Source organism: Cupriavidus sp. 05N40 (genome assembly GCF_056397305.1).
In genome coordinates this window covers 1-15,985 of the sequence record NZ_JBFTND010000175.1, presented here as the reverse complement: position 1 = coordinate 15,985, position 15,985 = coordinate 1, and the positions used below count along the sequence as shown (strand labels likewise).

General features: G+C 66.8%; 14 protein-coding genes and 1 pseudogene. 3 read left to right on the top strand and 12 right to left on the bottom strand.

Annotated elements, in window-relative coordinates; translation table 11 throughout:
* From AC1DO7_RS30725 to edd, 11 genes are all read right to left on the bottom strand, one after another.
* Positions 1 to 456, bottom strand: a 456-nt coding sequence (locus tag AC1DO7_RS30725) for a phosphopyruvate hydratase family protein (RefSeq protein ID WP_477116937.1), incomplete at its 3' end; no start/stop codon positions are given.
* A gap of 93 nt (positions 457 to 549) precedes the next feature.
* Positions 550 to 840 (bottom strand): DUF1330 domain-containing protein, encoded by a 291-nt coding sequence (locus AC1DO7_RS30720; RefSeq protein ID WP_441618847.1) that lies wholly within the window; start codon positions 838 to 840, stop codon positions 550 to 552.
* 103 nt (positions 841 to 943) lie between these two features.
* Complete coding sequence (kdsA, locus tag AC1DO7_RS30715; RefSeq protein ID WP_441618845.1) at positions 944 to 1,813, bottom strand: 3-deoxy-8-phosphooctulonate synthase; 870 nt, start codon at positions 1,811 to 1,813, stop codon at positions 944 to 946.
* Between the two features lie 32 nt (positions 1,814 to 1,845).
* Positions 1,846 to 3,498: a CTP synthase gene (locus AC1DO7_RS30710; protein WP_477116936.1), complete on the bottom strand. Its 1,653-nt coding sequence runs from the start codon at positions 3,496 to 3,498 to the stop codon at positions 1,846 to 1,848.
* 126 nt (positions 3,499 to 3,624) lie between these two features.
* On the bottom strand, positions 3,625 to 4,440 hold the full coding sequence (locus tag AC1DO7_RS30705; RefSeq protein WP_441618842.1) for an alpha/beta fold hydrolase: 816 nt from the start codon (positions 4,438 to 4,440) through the stop codon (positions 3,625 to 3,627).
* Positions 4,441 to 4,449: 9 nt separating this feature from the next.
* Positions 4,450 to 5,271 carry a proteasome-type protease gene (locus AC1DO7_RS30700; protein WP_441618840.1) on the bottom strand — a complete coding sequence of 274 codons (822 nt, stop codon included), beginning with the start codon at positions 5,269 to 5,271 and terminating at the stop codon, positions 4,450 to 4,452.
* 201 nt (positions 5,272 to 5,472) lie between these two features.
* Entirely contained in the window at positions 5,473 to 6,297 is an 825-nt protein-coding gene (locus AC1DO7_RS30695; RefSeq protein ID WP_441643389.1) for a transglutaminase family protein, read from the bottom strand.
* A 37-nt stretch (positions 6,298 to 6,334) separates the two neighbouring features.
* Positions 6,335 to 7,288, bottom strand: a complete 954-nt coding sequence (locus AC1DO7_RS30690) for an alpha-E domain-containing protein (protein WP_477116935.1) — start codon at positions 7,286 to 7,288, stop codon at positions 6,335 to 6,337.
* Between the two features lie 121 nt (positions 7,289 to 7,409).
* Positions 7,410 to 8,882: a circularly permuted type 2 ATP-grasp protein gene (locus tag AC1DO7_RS30685; protein ID WP_441618834.1), complete on the bottom strand. Its 1,473-nt coding sequence runs from the start codon at positions 8,880 to 8,882 to the stop codon at positions 7,410 to 7,412.
* A 281-nt stretch (positions 8,883 to 9,163) separates the two neighbouring features.
* Positions 9,164 to 9,664 carry a gluconokinase gene (locus tag AC1DO7_RS30680; RefSeq protein ID WP_441618832.1) on the bottom strand — a complete coding sequence of 167 codons (501 nt, stop codon included), beginning with the start codon at positions 9,662 to 9,664 and terminating at the stop codon, positions 9,164 to 9,166.
* A gap of 199 nt (positions 9,665 to 9,863) precedes the next feature.
* Positions 9,864 to 11,750, bottom strand: coding sequence for a phosphogluconate dehydratase (gene edd / locus AC1DO7_RS30675; RefSeq protein ID WP_441618830.1), 1,887 nt, complete (start codon positions 11,748 to 11,750; stop codon positions 9,864 to 9,866).
* A gap of 287 nt (positions 11,751 to 12,037) precedes the next feature.
* On the opposite strand from edd, the gene AC1DO7_RS30670 reads away from it, so the two are divergent.
* The gene (locus AC1DO7_RS30670) at positions 12,038 to 12,976 is read left to right on the top strand and encodes a MurR/RpiR family transcriptional regulator (protein ID WP_441618932.1); all 939 of its coding nucleotides are present in this window, start codon (positions 12,038 to 12,040) and stop codon (positions 12,974 to 12,976) included.
* Here the strand turns inward: AC1DO7_RS30670 and AC1DO7_RS30665 are convergent.
* A pseudogene (locus AC1DO7_RS30665) lies at positions 12,888 to 14,597 on the bottom strand (DNA internalization-related competence protein ComEC/Rec2); the annotation flags it as partial. The gene AC1DO7_RS30670 and the pseudogene AC1DO7_RS30665 sit on opposite strands and share 89 nt — an antisense overlap.
* Positions 14,598 to 14,784: 187 nt before the next feature.
* On the opposite strand from AC1DO7_RS30665, the gene AC1DO7_RS30660 reads away from it, so the two are divergent.
* On the top strand, positions 14,785 to 15,231 hold the full coding sequence (locus tag AC1DO7_RS30660; RefSeq protein WP_477116934.1) for a hypothetical protein: 447 nt from the start codon (positions 14,785 to 14,787) through the stop codon (positions 15,229 to 15,231).
* A gap of 322 nt (positions 15,232 to 15,553) precedes the next feature.
* Positions 15,554 to 15,985 (top strand): ADP-ribosylglycohydrolase family protein (locus AC1DO7_RS30655; protein ID WP_477116933.1); only part of this gene is annotated, 432 nt, incomplete at its 3' end.

The following is a 15,985-nucleotide window of genomic DNA, read 5'->3' as shown; positions in this document are numbered from 1 at the left end:
ACCGTTGACGAKGTTCATCATCGGCACCGGCATCTGCATCGCGCCCGAGCCACCGAAGTAGAGGTACAGCGGCAGGCCGGCTTCCTCAGCAGCGGCGCGGGCCACGGCCATCGACACGGCCAGCGTGGCGTTGGCGCCCAGGCGGCCCTTGTTCTCGGTGCCGTCGAGGTCGATCAGGGTGCGGTCCAGGAAGGCCTGCTCGGAAGCGTCCAGGCCCATGATGGCTTCGGAGATCTCGGTGTTGATATGCTCGACCGCCTTCAGCACGCCCTTGCCGAGATAGCGCGACTTGTCGCCGTCACGCAGCTCGATGGCTTCGCGCGAACCGGTGGAGGCGCCCGACGGCACCGCCGCGCGGCCCATCACGCCGGATTCCAGCAGGACGTCGCACTCGACCGTCGGGTTGCCGCGCGAGTCGAGAACTTCGCGACCGATGATATCTACGATTGCACTCATGAATTCCTCTCTGACTGTTTGAATCTTTCTGCCTGCCGGCTATGCCAGGAGCCGGCAAATCGGGATCAGCGCGGATGATGCCTGACCAATATGTCAGACGCCTTCCACCACGATCATGTTCATCTTCGCCGCATGCTCGCGCGAGGCGCGCGCGGCGCGATACTCTTCGGAGTCGTGGAACGATTTTGCCGCCGCGAAGCTAGGGAATTTCAGCACCACGACACGGGTCGGCGCCCATTCCCCCTCGAGTTGCCCGACCTTGCCGCCGCGCACCAGCACCTCGGCGCCGTGGGCTTGAATGGCCTTGCTCGACAGCACCTTGTACTGCTCGTACTGCTGGGGGTCCGTCACGTCGACGTAGGCGATGATATAGCCTGCGGCCATGCAGTGTCTCCGAAGCTTTTGTATTGTCTTTCGATACGATTCGTCACCACCGGCGGCTTTTCCTCAGCGGGAACGCCTGCCGGCGGTGCGAACCGGGGCCCGCTCAGGCGCAGGCCGGCCAGCCGAAATTGTCTTCGAGGAAGCCCGCGCGCTTGGTCAGCGCATCGAGATCCTTGAGCACGGACAGCAATTCCTTCATGCGCGACAGCGGCACCGCGTTGGGTCCGTCGGACATGGCCTTGCTCGGATCCGGATGGGTTTCCATGAACAGGCCGGCCACGCCGGTTGCCACCGCCGCGCGCGCCAGCACCGGCACGAACTCGCGCTGGCCGCCCGAGCTGGTGCCCTGCCCGCCCGGCAACTGCACCGAGTGAGTCGCGTCGAACACCACCGGGGCGCCGGTCTCGCGCATGATCGCCAGCGAGCGCATGTCGGAGACCAGATTGTTGTAGCCGAAGGACACGCCGCGTTCGCAGGCCATGAAGCTGTCTTCCGGCAGGCCCGCCTCGCGCGCGGCGTCGCGTGCCTTGTCGATGACGTTCTTCATGTCGTGCGGCGCCAGGAACTGTCCCTTCTTGATATTGACGGGACGGCCGCTCTGCGCGCAGGCGCGGATGAAATCGGTCTGCCGGCACAGGAAGGCCGGCGTCTGCAGCACGTCGACCACGGCGGCCACCGGCTTGACCTCGTCGATCTCGTGGATGTCGGTCAGCACCGGCACGCCGATCTCGCGCTTGACGGTGGCGAGGATCTCGAGACCCCTCTCCATGCCCAGGCCGCGGAAGGTCCTGCCCGACGAGCGGTTGGCCTTGTCGAACGAGGACTTGTAGATAAACGGGATGCCGAGTTCGCCGGTGATCGCCTTGAGCTCGCCGGCGGTATCCAGCGCCATCTGCTCGGACTCGATCACGCACGGACCGGCGATCAGGAAGAAGGGCTGGCCCAGGCCAGCCTCGAAGCCACAGAGTTTCATCGCTAGTCTCCTGCTTGCGCGGTGCCGGGCCCTCAGGCCGCCTTGCTCTTCTGGCTGGCCAGCGCCGCTTCCACGTAGGCCTTGAACAGCGGATGGCCGTCACGCGGGGTGGAGGTAAATTCCGGGTGGAACTGTACGCCGACGAACCACGGGTGCAGGCTTTCCGGCAGCTCCATCATTTCCGGCAGGTCTTCCGTCGGGGTCCGCGCCGAGATCACCATGCCCGACTTTTCCAGCGTGGGCACGTAGTGGTTGTTGACCTCGTAGCGGTGGCGATGGCGCTCGTTGACTTCCGGGCCGTAGATCTGGCCGGCCTTGGTGCCTGCCTTGACCGGCACGCGCTGCGCGCCCAGGCGCATGGTGCCGCCCAGGTCGGACTCGGCCGAGCGCTGCTCGACCTTGCCTTCGCGGTCCACCCATTCGGTGATCAGCGCGACCACCGGATGCTCGGTTTCCAGGTTGAATTCGGTCGAGTTGGCATCGGCCATCCCCGCCACGTGGCGGGCAAACTCGATCACCGCCAGCTGCATGCCCAGGCAGATGCCCAGGTACGGCACCTTGTTCTCGCGTGCGTACTGGATCGCGCGGATCTTGCCCTCGGTGCCACGCTTGCCGAAGCCGCCCGGCACCAGGATGGCATCCAGCGGCGCGAGCACTTCCAGGTGGCCCGATTCGAGCTCCTCGGAATCGATGTACTCGATGTTCACGCGGGTAGCGGTATGCATGCCGGCGTGGCGCAGCGCCTCGATCAGCGACTTGTACGATTCGGTCAGGTCGACGTACTTGCCGACCATGCCGATGGTGATCTCGTGCTGCGGATTTTCCTGGGCATTGACCAGGCGCTGCCACATGGAGAGATCCGCCGGCTTCGGATCGATACGCAGTTCTTCGCAGATCAGGCGGTCGAGGCCCTGCTCGTTGAGCATCTGCGGGATCTTGTAGATGCTGTCCACGTCCCACACCGAGATCACGGCTTCCTGCGGGATGTTGGAGAACAGCGAAATCTTGGCGCGCTCTTCGTCCGGGATCGGGCGGTCGGCGCGGCACAGCAGCGCGGTCGGCGAGATGCCGATTTCACGCAGCTTCTGCACCGAGTGCTGGGTCGGCTTGGTCTTCAGCTCGCCGGCGCTGGCAATGAACGGCACCAGCGTCAGGTGCACGAAGGCGGCATGGTTGCGGCCCATGCGCAGGCTCATCTGGCGCRCGGCTTCSAGGAAGGGCAGCGATTCGATGTCGCCGACCGTGCCGCCGATTTCCACCAGTGCCACGTCCGCCTTGCCGCCATGCGAGGCAGCCGCGCCGCGCTCGATGAAGGCCTGGATCTCGTTCGTGATATGCGGGATCACCTGCACCGTCTTGCCGAGGTACTCGCCGCGGCGTTCCTTGCGGATCACCGATTCGTAGATCTGGCCCGTGGTGAAGTTATTGGACTTGCGCATCTTGGCCGAGACGAAACGCTCGTAGTGGCCGAGATCGAGGTCGGTTTCCGCGCCGTCTTCCGTGACAAACACCTCGCCATGCTGGAAAGGGCTCATCGTGCCGGGATCGACATTGATGTAGGGATCTAGCTTGAGGAGGGTGACTTTGAGGCCGCGCGACTCGAGAATGGCCGCGAGCGAAGCAGCAGCGATGCCCTTGCCGAGAGAAGAGACGACGCCACCGGTGACGAAGACGAATTTGGTCATAAACCGAGCTTGCCGGGGAAATCGGGATTATACATGAGAGCCCGCCTGCTGCAGCGCCGCATTTGTGACAGGCGGCCGCGCCGCGGGCCGGGCGAGCGCATGCGGCGTTTGCCTCTCATCCCGTCATCAGAGCCGCTGGCCGGCCTCGCGCCGCATGCCGCCGAGCAGCTCGTGGATCAGCGCGGCGGTCTGCTCCGGGCGCTCCATCGGGTACAGGTGCCCGCCTTCGATGAAGCGCAGGCGCTCGCCCACCAGCTTGCGCGTGGCGCCAAGCCCGCATTGCCGGACCTCGCGCGAGTGCTTGCCGGCGACAAAGCCGACCGGCACCGGCGCGCCGCGCGACACGCGCGCGCCAAGGCCGGTCGGCAGCGTGCGGTAGATCTGGTATTCGATCTCGCGCTCGAAGCGCAGGCGGCGCTCGGCGTCGCGTCCGGTGGGTTCGGTGCCGTGCTCGGCATAGTCGCGCAGCACGTCTTCGTCCCACGCCGCGAACAGCGGCTTGCTGCGAAAGTGCTGCCAGACCGCCTCGGCATCGGGCCAATGCGTGCGCCGCCTGCGCGTCACCGCCGCCGGGCCGGGCGCCTCGTCCAGGCCGAAGCGCTGCCCCGCCTTGAGCAGCGCCGCGCGCCAGCCGGCGATCACCGGCGAGTCGAGCATGACCACGCCGCGCACCAGCTGCGGGCGCCGCAGGGCCGCCATCAGCGACAGGAAGCCCCCCAGGGAATGCCCCACCAGCCACACCGGCTCGCGGTACTTCTGCTCTACCGAGGCCAGCAGTTCATCCACCAGGTGCGGCCACTCGCGCGTGACCGGGTATTTCGGGTCGTGCCCGTAGCGGTCCACCGCGCGGATCTCGAACTCGTCTTCCAGGCGCGAAAACAGTTTGCGGTAGGTGCTGACCGGGAAACCGTTGGCATGCGAGAAATGCAGGATGTCACGCATGGCGAACCCTCAGCCGCGGCCGTTGCTGCGCTCGCGCTTGGCGCGCACGGGCTGGCCCCAGCGATCGGCTTCGCCCGGGCGCGCCAGCGGAAACTCCGCCGGGGCTGCCGCATCCCATTCGGGGTCGTGGATTTCGCCGAAGACCTGGCGCAGGCGCTGGCCCCAGGTATCGCGGATCATGCGGAAGTAGGCGTTCTTCTCGTCGATGTTGACGAAGCGGCTCACCCGCAGCGCATTGGCTTCATACACCAGCAGGTCCAGCGGCAGGCCTACCGAGATATTCGACTTGAGCGTGGAGTCCATCGAGATCAGCGCGCACTTGGCGGCCTCGCCCAGCGGCAGCGAAGGCTCCACCACACGGTCGATGATGGGCTTGCCGTACTTGGCCTCGCCGATCTGGAAATAGCAGTTCTCGGGCGTGGCTTCGACAAAGTTGCCGGCCGCGTACACATTGAACAGGCGCACGCGCTCCCCGCGGATCTGCCCGCCGAAGATCAGGCTGACATTGAACTCGATACCGGCATCGCGCAGCGCGTGGGCATCATGCTTGTGCACCTGGCGCACGGCGTCGCCGACGATGGTGGCGGCTTCGAACAGATCGCGCGCGGTCCACAGCGAGCGCTTCTCGTCACGCCCTTCGGCCAGGATCTGCCGCACCGCCTGGCTGATTGCCAGGTTGCCGGCCGTGAGCAGCACCATGACGCGGTCGCCGGGCTCTTCGAACACGGTCATCTTGCGCGCGCTGGAAATCGCGTCGACACCCGCATTCGTGCGCGAGTCGGAGAGAAACACCAGGCCGGCGTCCAGGCGCATGGCAACACAGTACGTCATGATCTTGTCTAGTTATGGTGAACACTCAGCGTGCACACTCGGCGCGCACATTCAGCGTGGACATTCCGCGCACGTCCGGCCTTGCCATGCCATGCCATGCCATCTGGCACGAGGCCACTTCAATGCCGCATTCTAGCGCCGCGGGGGCGCGTTCGATACCGCAACGGGCGCCCGCGCGTGGTGCGCGGCGCACCGTCCGATTCACTGTTCCGGTGCAATCGCGATCTCGACCGCCAGCCGCTCGCCACTGCCCCCCTCGCGCACGCCGCGAACCGGCGCGGCCATGCGGTAGTCGCGGCCCACGGCCAGCCGCACGTGGCGCGCATCGCTGAGGCAGCGATGGGTCACGTCGACGCTGCACCACAATTCCCTGCCCGCATCCACGCAGATATCGGCCCAGGCATGGCCGGCCAGCGCCGCGGCCGCAGGGTCGTAGAAATAACCGCTGACATAGCGCGCCGGCACGCCGAGGGCGCGGCAGCATGCCACCATCACCTGCGCCTGGTCCTGGCAGACGCCGCCGCCCAGCGCGAACGCCTCGCTGGCCGAAGTGCCGACATCGGTGCTGTCGGGCACGTAGCGCACGCGCTCGGCAATGCCGCCGGCCAGCGCCAGCAGCGCAGGCACCTCATGCCCCGCCGCGAGGTAAGGCGCGGCAAAGCGGATCATCTCGGGTTCGGCCGCGGTCAGCGGCGTGCCGCCCAGGTAATACAGCGGCGACACGCGCGCCTCGCCCGCGGGCGGCGCATCGCAGAACAGCGGCGCGCTGCCGCCCGCCGCCGGCGTCACTTCCACCACGCCGCTGGCTTCGATCACCAGGGTCCGGGCCGGACCGGCGACGGTGAAGCTGTGCACGATATTGCCGAAACCGTCGCGCGCCTCGGACAGGTTGCCCGGCACCGACAGGTGCCACTCCCGCACGGTCTGGAGCGGCCCCGAGCGCGGTGCCAGGCGCAGTTCGTGCACGCTGCGGCGGACCGGCTCGGCATAGCGGTAGACGGTCTTGTGATGGATCTTGTATTTCACGATATGGCGAGGCCGGCGCGACTACCACGCGAGTGGTTCAGGCAGCCAGCAGCGGCACGAGGAAATCCCGGCTGATGCCGTTGCCGAGGTCGCCGATGCGCTCTAGGAAACTGGTCAGGTAAGCGTGCAGGCCGACGGCGAAGATGTCGTCGATGCGCGCGTATTTCAAATCGGCGTGGAGTTTACCAGCCTGCCGCTCGGTCTCCGAGGAATGCTGGTTGCCCACCAGCGCCAGGATCGCCACCACCTCGTCCAGGCTCGACACCAGCGAACGCGGCATGTCCGGGCGCAGCACCAGCAGCTCCGCCACGCGCTCGGGCGTGATCACCGTGCGGTAGATCTTGCGGTAGACCTCGAACCCCGACACCGAGCGCAGCACCGCCGCCCAGTGATAGAAATCGTTGGCGTCGCGGTTGGGATCGCTGTCGTCGACGGTGCTGGCCTGGAACTTCACGTCGAGGATCCGCGCGGTATTGTCAGCGCGCTCGAGGAAGGTGCCCAGCCGCATGAAGTGGAAGGCGTCGTCCTTGAGCATGGTGCCGAACTGCACGCCGCGCGCCAGGTGCGAGCGGAACTTGACCCACTCGAAGAACTGCGCCGGGTCCTCGCACAGCACGCCATCTGCGATCAGGCGCTGCACATCGAGCCAGGTGGTGTTGATGGTTTCCCAGACCTCGGTGGTGAGCGAGCCGCGCACCGCGCGCGCGTTCTCGCGGGCAGCGCGCAGGCAGCTCATGATCGACGACGGATTGGTCATGTCGCGCACCATGAAGTCGATCACATCGTCGCGCGTGAGCAGGCCGTATTTGTTGTCGAACACGGCGGTCAGCTCGGAAATGTCGAGCATCGCCCACCAGCCCTGCTCCGCCACTTCCGCCGATTGCGGCAGCAGCGAAGTCTGGTAGTTCACGTCGAGCATGCGCGCGGTGTTCTCCGCGCGTTCGGTATAGCGCGCCATCYAGAACAGATGGTCGGCGGTGCGGCTTAGCATGGTCAGTCCCCTCGTACTGCGCTGTTCGTCCACGCCGCCCGCGCATGGACAGCGGCGGCGCGGCAATCCCAACAATCCGCGGGCACGCCTGGCGCGCCCCGCATCCGGCCATTCCGGCGCTTCAGCGCTCCAGCACCCAGGTGTCCTTGGTGCCGCCGCCCTGCGACGAATTGACCACCAGCGAGCCTTCGCGCAAGGCCACGCGCGTCAGCCCGCCCGGCACCATGCGCACATCCTTGCCCGACAGCACGAAGGGCCGCAGGTCGATATGGCGCGGCGCGATGCCCGCTTCCACGTAGGTCGGGCAGGTCGACAGCGCCAGCGTGGGCTGCGCGATGTACTGCTCCGGACGCGCGCGCACCACTTCACGGAAAGTGTCGATCTCCGCGCGCGTGGCGGCGGGCCCCACCAGCATGCCGTAGCCGCCGGCGCCGTGGGTTTCCTTGACCACCAGTTCGTCCATGTGGTCGAGCACGTACTGCAGGTCGTCGGGGCGCCTGCACATATAGGTCGGCACGTTGTTGAGGATCGCTTCCTCGCCGAGGTAGAAGCGGATCATGTCGGGCACGTAGGGGTAGATCGACTTGTCGTCGGCCACGCCGGTGCCGATGGCATTGCAGATGGTCACGTTGCCGGCACGGTAGACCGACAGCAGCCCCGCCGCGCCCAGCGTGGAGTCGGGACGGAACACGAGCGGATCGAGGAAATCGTCGTCGACGCGACGGTAGATCACGTCGATGCGCTGCGGCCCCTGCGTGGTGCGCATGTAGAGGTGCTCGTCCTGCACGAACAGGTCGCTGCCCTCGACCAGTTCCACGCCCATCTGCTGCGCGAGGAAGGCGTGCTCGAAGTAGGCCGAGTTGTACATGCCCGGCGTGAGCACCACCACGGTCGGATCGGCGATGTTCTGCGGCGAGACGCCGCGCAGCATGTCGAGCAGCAGGTCGGGATAGTGGGCCACCGGCGCCACGCGGTTGCGCGCGAACAGGTCCGGGAACAGCCGCATCATCATCTTGCGGTTTTCCAGCATGTAGGACACGCCGGAGGGCACGCGCAGGTTGTCTTCCAGCACGTAGAACTCGCCCTCGCCCGCGCGCACCACGTCGATGCCGGCCACGTGGGCGTAGATGTCGCGCGGCACGTCGATGCCGAGCATCTCTGGCCGGTACTGGGCGTTGTTGTAGATCTGGTCGGGCGGGATCACGCCGGCGCGGATGATGTCCTGGCCGTGGTAGATGTCATGGATGAAGCGGTTCAGCGCCGATACGCGCTGGCGCAGCCCGCGCTCCAGCGTGGCCCACTCGCTGGCGGGAAAGATGCGGGGAATCACGTCGAACGGAATGGTGCGCTCGGTGCCGCTGTTGGACTCGTCCTTGTCGCCGTAGACAGCGAAGGTGATGCCCACGCGCCGGAAGATCAGGTCCGCCTCCGCGCGCTTGTTGCCCATGGTTCCTTCGGACTGGCGCGCCAGCCAGTCCGCGAACTGCTTGTAGTGCCCGCGCACCGCCCCTGCCGGCAGGGGCTGCCCCGCGTGGATTGCCGCTGCCACGCCATCTTGCCAATCGAGCATCTCGTCGAAAAACCGCGCCGCCATGATGGCCGTTCCCCCATGATTTGGGCGCCGCCCAAGCTGCCGGCGATCCCGTTTTGATTGGCTTGTTCTTCCCGGCACAGCATTTCGAGGCCACCACCCGGGCCGGCGAAGCCGCTGGCCATGCGTCATGCGTCGAAGTGCTGTCCTGATTGGGATGATACCCATGGCCACGAAAGCCGCAAGCAGCAAGCGTCCGCGCCATCGATGATATATGTAGCAAGATGCCTGCCAGCCCCGGCGCGCCCAAGGGGAAAAGCGCGCCCCGGACCGGAGTCACCCCCCTAGCGCACCGCCGCGGTCGCGGGCACCTGGGCCAGGATGCGCTGCACCAGCGCCTCCGGCGTCTGCCGGATATCGAGCACCAGCGCGTCGCTCGGCTCTTCCAGCGTCTCGAACTGGCTTTGCAGCAAGGCCGGGTTGAAGAAGTGGTCGCTGCGCTCGGACAGGCGCCCGCCGATCACCGCGGCGTCGCCTTTCATATAGACGAAGGTCACGCCGCCCTCGGACGGCAACAGGCGGTCGCGGTAGACCTGGCGCAGCGCCGAGCAGGTGAACACATGGGTACGGCCCTCGGCGCGGGCCGCGTCGATCGCCGCGCGCATGGCGGCCAGCCAGGGCCAGCGGTCTTCGTCGGTCAGGGGGATGCCGTTATGCATCTTCTCCTTGTTGGCCGCGCTGTGGAATTCATCGGCGTCATGGAAGCCGCAATGCAGGTTCTTGGCCAGCAACTGGCCGACCGTGGTTTTCCCGCTGCCGGAAACGCCCATCAGGATGTAGATCATGTCTGCTCCAACGATCGTGATCGGATGGTTTTCCCATCCTTGTCGGTAGTCCCCGCGCCGTGCGACGGGTGGTTCCTGGAAACCGCCCGTCCCTGCAGCCATGTTCCATGATAGGTCTGGCGTGCGCAGGCTTGGGGTCGCCCCTGCCCGCCGGACGGCGGACAGGGGCACAAAACGGATGAATTGCCCGGGGCGCGGCCTATTGTGCGACGGCCACGGCGGTTTGGACAGCGCCAGGCGCGTCGGCCTCGGACAGGTCGAGCGCGCTGCCGCCCTCTTCGGCGATCCGCGCATGGCGGCGGAACAGCCCGAACAGGCCGCGGCCGACGCTGAAACTGGCGAAGTCGTCGTCCGGCGAGGGCGCCAGCGCGCGCGCCTCGAGCGCGGATTCGCCGGGCGCGCCGCCAAGCCATTCGAGCGTGCCGGCGACAGCGTCGACGCGGATGCGGTCACCGTCGCGCACGCGCGCCAGCGGTCCGCCAGAAAGCGCCTCCGGACACACATGAATCACCGCCGGCACCTTGCCGGAGGCGCCCGACATGCGGCCGTCGGTCACCAGCGCGACCTTGTGCCCGGCGTCCTGCAGCGAGCCCAGCACCGGCGTGAGGCGGTGCAGTTCGGGCATGCCGTTGGCGTTGGGCCCCTGGAAGCGCACCACCGCGACCATGTCGCCGGTCAGCTCGCCGGCCTCGAAGGCGGCCTGCAGGCCTTCCTGCGAATCGAACACGCGCGCCGGCGCCTCCACCACGCGGTGCTCGGGCGCCACCGCCGACACCTTGATCATGCCGCGGCCGAGATTGCCCTGCAGCAGGCGCAGCCCGCCTTCGGGCGAGAACGGCTCGACCGCGCTGGCCAGCACCGCCGCGTCGCCGCTGGCGGTGGGGCCGTCGCGCCACCGCAGCACGCCGTCGGTCATGACCGGTTCCTGCGTATAGCGCGCCAACCCGCGGCCGGCCACGGTTTCCACGTCTTCGTGCAGCAGCCCGGCTGCGAGCAGCTGGCGGATCACGTAGGCCACGCCGCCGGCGGCATGGAAATGGTTCACGTCGGCCGAGCCGTTGGGATAGACCCGTGCCAGCAGCGGCGTGATGCGCGACAGGCGGTCGAAATCGTCCCAGTCGATCACGATCCCGGCCGCGCGTGCCATCGCCACCAGGTGGATGGTGTGGTTGGTCGAGCCACCGGTGGCCAGCAGGCCGACGATGGCGTTGACCACCGCGCGTTCGTCGACGATGCGTGCCAGCGGCAGGTAGTCCGGGCCACGGGCCGTGAGCGCCAGCGCGCGCTGCGCGGCGGCCGCGGTCAGCGCGTCGCGCAGGCCGCTGTCCGGATGGACGAAGGCCGAGCCCGGCATATGCAGGCCCATGATCTCCATCAGGAACTGGTTGCTGTTGGCGGTACCGTAGAAGGTGCAGGTGCCGGCCCCGTGATAGGCCTCGCACTCTGCCTCCAGCAAGGCTTCGCGGCCAACCTGTCCGGTCGCGTAGAGCTGGCGCACGCGCGCCTTTTCCTTGTTGGACAGGCCCGTCGCCATGGGCCCGGCCGGCACGAACACCACCGGCAGGTGGCCGAACTGCAGCGCGCCCATCAGCAGGCCCGGCACGATCTTGTCGCACACGCCAAGCATCACGGCGGCGTCGAAGGTGTTGTGCGACAGCGATACCGCCGTGGCCATGGCGATGGCGTCGCGCGAGAACAGCGACAGCTCCATGCCGGCATTGCCTTGCGTGATGCCGTCGCACATCGCCGGCACGCCGCCCGCCACCTGCGCCACCGCGCCCACCGCGCGGGCGGCCTCGCGGATCACGCCGGGATAGCGCTCGTACGGCTGGTGGGCGGAAAGCATGTCGTTGTAGGCCGTGACAATGCCGAGATTGGCGGCATGTTCGACCCGCAGCTTGAGCTTGTCATGCGCGGGCAGCGCAGCGATGCCGTGCGCCACGTTGGCACACGACAAGCCACGCAGCGGCCCCAGTTCTTGCTGGGCCCGCTCGCAGCGCGCCAGGTAGGCAGCGCGACCGCGCTGGCTGCGCGCGACCACGCGCGCGGTGACGGCCTGCACTTCGGAATGGAGGGCTTGCGACATTCGTGGGAGTTCCTGGTTTGTAGATCCGTGAACGTGTTTTCTTGTAGATTTTCTACATTATATAGAAAGGATCGACAAAAGCATCTCGCGCATGGATCACAATGCGTCGACTAATCCTCAAATATGGCCGGAATAGGTGAAATCCCTAGCAGAAACGCGGGCTCACAGGCGCGGCATTCCATCGCCATTTATGTAGAATATCTACATACTCATCGAACCGCCGGCACATGAATCCGGCAGGCATGCCCGACGAAATCGCCGGCACGCCAACACCGGCCTCCCCCACCATGCGCGACCGAATTCTTGCTGTCTACGACACGCTTCGCCCCTCCGAACGCCGCCTGGCGGATTACGTGACCCGCCACGGCGCCAGCGTGATCCGCTTGTCCATGCCCGAACTGGCCGAACGCGCGGGCGTCTCGCAACCCACCATCGCGCGCTTCTGCGCCGCGCTCGGCTACGACGGCTTCCGCGAGTTCAAGCTGCAGTTCGCCCAGAACGTCGGTGGCGGCACGCCCTTCGTGCACCAGGACGTCAAGGCCGAGGACCGCCCCGCCGATATCGCCGGCAAGGTGTTCGACCGCACCATCGCCACCCTGATGACGGTGCGCAACGCGCTGTCCGCGGATCAGATCGAGCACGGCATCAAGCTGCTCGCCGCGGCGCATCGCATCGAGTTCTATGGCTGCGGCAATTCCGGCATCGTCGCGCTGGACATCCAGCACAAGTTCTTCCGCCTCGGCATCCCCACCACCGCCTACTCGGATTCGCACGTGTTCAGCATGTCCGCCGCCCTGCTCGGCCCGGGCGACGTTGCCGTGCTGGTGTCCAACAGCGGCCGCACCTGGGACATGCTGGCCGCCGCCACGCTGGCCCGCGCGAGCGGCGCCAGCGTGCTGGCGCTGACGCACAGCGGCTCGCCGCTGGCCAAGCTGGCCGATGTCTGCGTGTTCTCCGACGTCGAGGAAGACAGCGAGGTCTACACCCCGATGACCTCGCGCATCTGCCACCTGGTGCTGGGCGACGTGCTGGCGGCGGGCGTTGCGCTGGAGCGTGCCGACATTGTCTCTGCCGGCCTGCAGCGCGCCAAGGCCCACCTGCGCGAGCGCCGCATCGCCCAGGCCGAACCCGCCCAGGTCAACGGGGCGCAGGCGGCGCCGCGCGCCAGTAGCGCCGCTCGTGCTGACGGTAAGCCTGCAGCGCGTAAGCGCCGCCCCGCGTCGTGATCTGCACCGCGCCGGTCTCGTCGCTGCGGTAGCGGGCGATCTCGCGCGAGGCGTAGCGCTCCCACACGTCCGCGCGCGGATGCCGGTAGCGGTTGCCGTGGCCGAGCTGGAACAACGCCAGCTCGGGCGCCACCACGGCCAGGAACGACGCGCTCGATGAGGTGCCGCTGCCATGGTGCGGCACCTGCAGGAAGTCCGCGCGCAGGTCTTGCCCCGGCAGGCGCGCCAGCAAGGCGGCCTCATCGCGCCGGCCGATGTCTCCGGTCAGCAAGAGGCTGCGCCCGCTGCCCGCCACCTTCAGTACGCACGAACGCGCATTGCTGTCGAACGCGGCATTGCCTGCCGCCTGCGGCAGCGGATGCAACATCGAAAAGCGTACGCCGTCCCATTCCCACGCCTGCCCCGCCGCGCAGGGACCGACAGCGGGCAATGCCATGCCGGGGGGCAGCACCAGCAGCGGGTGCGCCGCTGGCGCGGCCGTCAGCACTGCCTGCACCGGCAGCGCCGCCATCACGTCGCGCGCGCCGCCGGCATGGTCGGCGTCTTCATGGCTGATCACCAGGCGGTCGAGCGCGCGCACGCCGGCGCCGCGCAGGTAAGGCACGATGACGCGCGCACCGGCGCTGTTGCCCGGCTGCGCCGCGTCGGCGCCCCAGCCATAGGCTGGCCCGGCGTCGTAGAGCAGCACGTGCGAGCGCGTCTCCACCAGGACCGCGGTGCCCTGGCCGATATCGAGCGCGGTGGCGCGGAATTCGCCATGCGCCACCGGCTGCCGCCCGGCCAGCACCATCGGCAACAACAACATGGCGCCGTGCAGGCGCGCACGCAGTCCGCAGCGCATCGGGGCCAGCAACACCAGCGCGCCGGCCAGCGCCAGGGCAACCGCCAGCGGGCCGGCGCGCGCCGCCTGCCAGACCGCCCACGGCGGCGCCGCCATCGCCTCGAGCGCAACCATCAGCCAGTCCAGCAGCAAGTGCGCCGGCGCCAGCAGCCAGCCGGCCGCCGGTGCCGGCAAGGCAGCCGCAAGCAGTGCCAGCGGCGTCACCAGCAGGCTGATCAGCGGAATCGCCACCGCATTCGCCAGCGGGGAGATCACGGAAACCTGCTGGAACAACAGCAGGGTCAGCGGCACCAGGCCGATGGTCACGACCCATTGCGTGCGCGCGGCCTGCGCCAGCGCGTGGCGCGCGCGCTGCCACCGCGACGCTCCGGGCCCGCGGGCGGGCGCCGTGGCGCACAGGAAGATCACGCCCACCGCGCCGAACGAAAGCCAGAACCCCGGCGACAATACCGCCCACGGATCGAGCGCGACCGCCACGAACGCGGCCCAGGCCAGCACCAGCGAGGCCGGCGGCGCGCGTCCGCTCCACAGCGCCAGCGCCGCCACCGCCAGCATCGATACGGTGCGCTGGGCCGGCACCTGCATGCCCGCCAGCAAGCTGTAGGCGAAGGCCGCCAGCACCGCCACCACCAGCGCCGCGCGCCGCGCCGGCCACCACAGCGGCAAGGGCCGGCGCAGCCAGCGCCCCAGGCCGAAGGAATGCCGCCATAGCCAGGCCGCCAGCGTGGAACAGAGACCGGAGATCATGGTGATGTGCAAGCCCGAGATGCTGATATTGTGTCTATGAATACATACAGTGCCACCGGAAGTCTTGACTTGGATAGCGAACCAGTGGCAGACCGGGAACCGGTATGAAGATGGCGAACCAATGCAGCAGTCGGCCAGTTGCTGCACAGTCGATGCCACCATTGCGTAAGCCATCGTGGTATTGCAGACCGGTTCACATCTTCGTCATTGGAGAGCGCCCATGTCACGCCCACGTAGGAAAAGAAGGAGCGACGAACTGCTACAGCGTTCGGGCGAAATTAAGCGGCTTCGCGCCAGCTTGGGTATTCGCGCCGACAGACCCCGATCATTGCCGCCAGAACGGGTGACCATGCTCACCATGCACGTCGAGGGTGAACTCACAGAACCGATAGCAGGAACTTCGCAGTTTTCCATCATGGCCTATGTCAATGCGAACCCGGTCGTCGGTCGGGTGGAGGTGCCATCGATTGGCGCAATCATTGCTATCAAGCCGGTTCTACAGGGCGTTATCGACCTATCCCCAAGTGAATTTCAGTCTCTACTAGCGATGGCGTCTACTGGAATGCTTCGATCATGTTATCTTGTCGTCACAAAACCTCGTTACCGCTCGGCCTTGATTGTCACCATCGACTTCAATTCGAAGACGGTGGATGAGGTGGACGAATAGCCGATACCCATCGATGTATCAGTCGGCCAATCACTAGCATTGCAACGGTCGCCACTACTACAGCCGATGACTGTGTTCGGTCAGTGCCCCAGCCCATTTGGCAATGGTCATAGTCAAAGCAGGCAGTCCGACACTCACAGTGCGGGCTGTAAACCATTGGAAGCGCCATGCGTTTCCATACGTGACCAATGGTTGCAACAGTCGCACGACACTGGTCCCAGCAGTCATTGGTGGGCAGTGGTCCTATCCGCGCCATTGCTACCATTGGAAGCGCCAGCCGCTACCATATGCAGCCAACGGCCCAATAGTCAGGAGAACGAATTTGACAGAAGAAAATGATGGATTCGCAGGACTGTTGCCGGATCATGGGTCCAATGCGGCCATTGGCGGACTGGTCGGCTTACTGGTTGGCGATGCGCTCGGGGTCGGTTACGAGTTTCATCCGCCAGAAGACTTGCCGAGTCGGGACCAGATCGAGATGGAACCACCGGTTGGCTTCAGGCGTGCGCATGCTGGCGTACCCATTGGGACCTACAGTGACGATGGTGCCCAAGCCCTTTGTCTTCTCGCCAGTCTGCTGGAATGCGGCAAATTCTCACTGACCGACTTCGCGGACAGGCTGCTGCGCTGGCTGGATGATGGTTACATGGCCGTTGATGGCGATGTCTTTGATTGTGGCAACCAGACCGCTGAAGCCTTGGGCTACCTGCGCGACGGCGTGGCACCGCACGAATCTGGTGGTACATCCGAGAGG

What these genes read in the sequence shown, in the direction of transcription:
- kdsA (WP_441618845.1), bottom strand. Translation starts at nt 1,813, where the DNA reads ATGAAACTCTGTGGCTTCGAGGCTGGCCTGGGCCAGCCCTTCTTCCTG.
- AC1DO7_RS30660 (WP_477116934.1), top strand. Translation starts at nt 14,785, where the DNA reads ATGTCACGCCCACGTAGGAAAAGAAGGAGCGACGAACTGCTACAGCGT.
- edd (WP_441618830.1), bottom strand. Translation starts at nt 11,750, where the DNA reads ATGTCGCAAGCCCTCCATTCCGAAGTGCAGGCCGTCACCGCGCGCGTG.
- AC1DO7_RS30670 (WP_441618932.1), top strand. Translation starts at nt 12,038, where the DNA reads ATGCGCGACCGAATTCTTGCTGTCTACGACACGCTTCGCCCCTCCGAA.
- AC1DO7_RS30685 (WP_441618834.1), bottom strand. Translation starts at nt 8,882, where the DNA reads ATGGCGGCGCGGTTTTTCGACGAGATGCTCGATTGGCAAGATGGCGTG.
- AC1DO7_RS30720 (WP_441618847.1), bottom strand. Translation starts at nt 840, where the DNA reads ATGGCCGCAGGCTATATCATCGCCTACGTCGACGTGACGGACCCCCAG.
- AC1DO7_RS30680 (WP_441618832.1), bottom strand. Translation starts at nt 9,664, where the DNA reads ATGATCTACATCCTGATGGGCGTTTCCGGCAGCGGGAAAACCACGGTC.
- AC1DO7_RS30705 (WP_441618842.1), bottom strand. Translation starts at nt 4,440, where the DNA reads ATGCGTGACATCCTGCATTTCTCGCATGCCAACGGTTTCCCGGTCAGC.
- AC1DO7_RS30700 (WP_441618840.1), bottom strand. Translation starts at nt 5,271, where the DNA reads ATGACGTACTGTGTTGCCATGCGCCTGGACGCCGGCCTGGTGTTTCTC.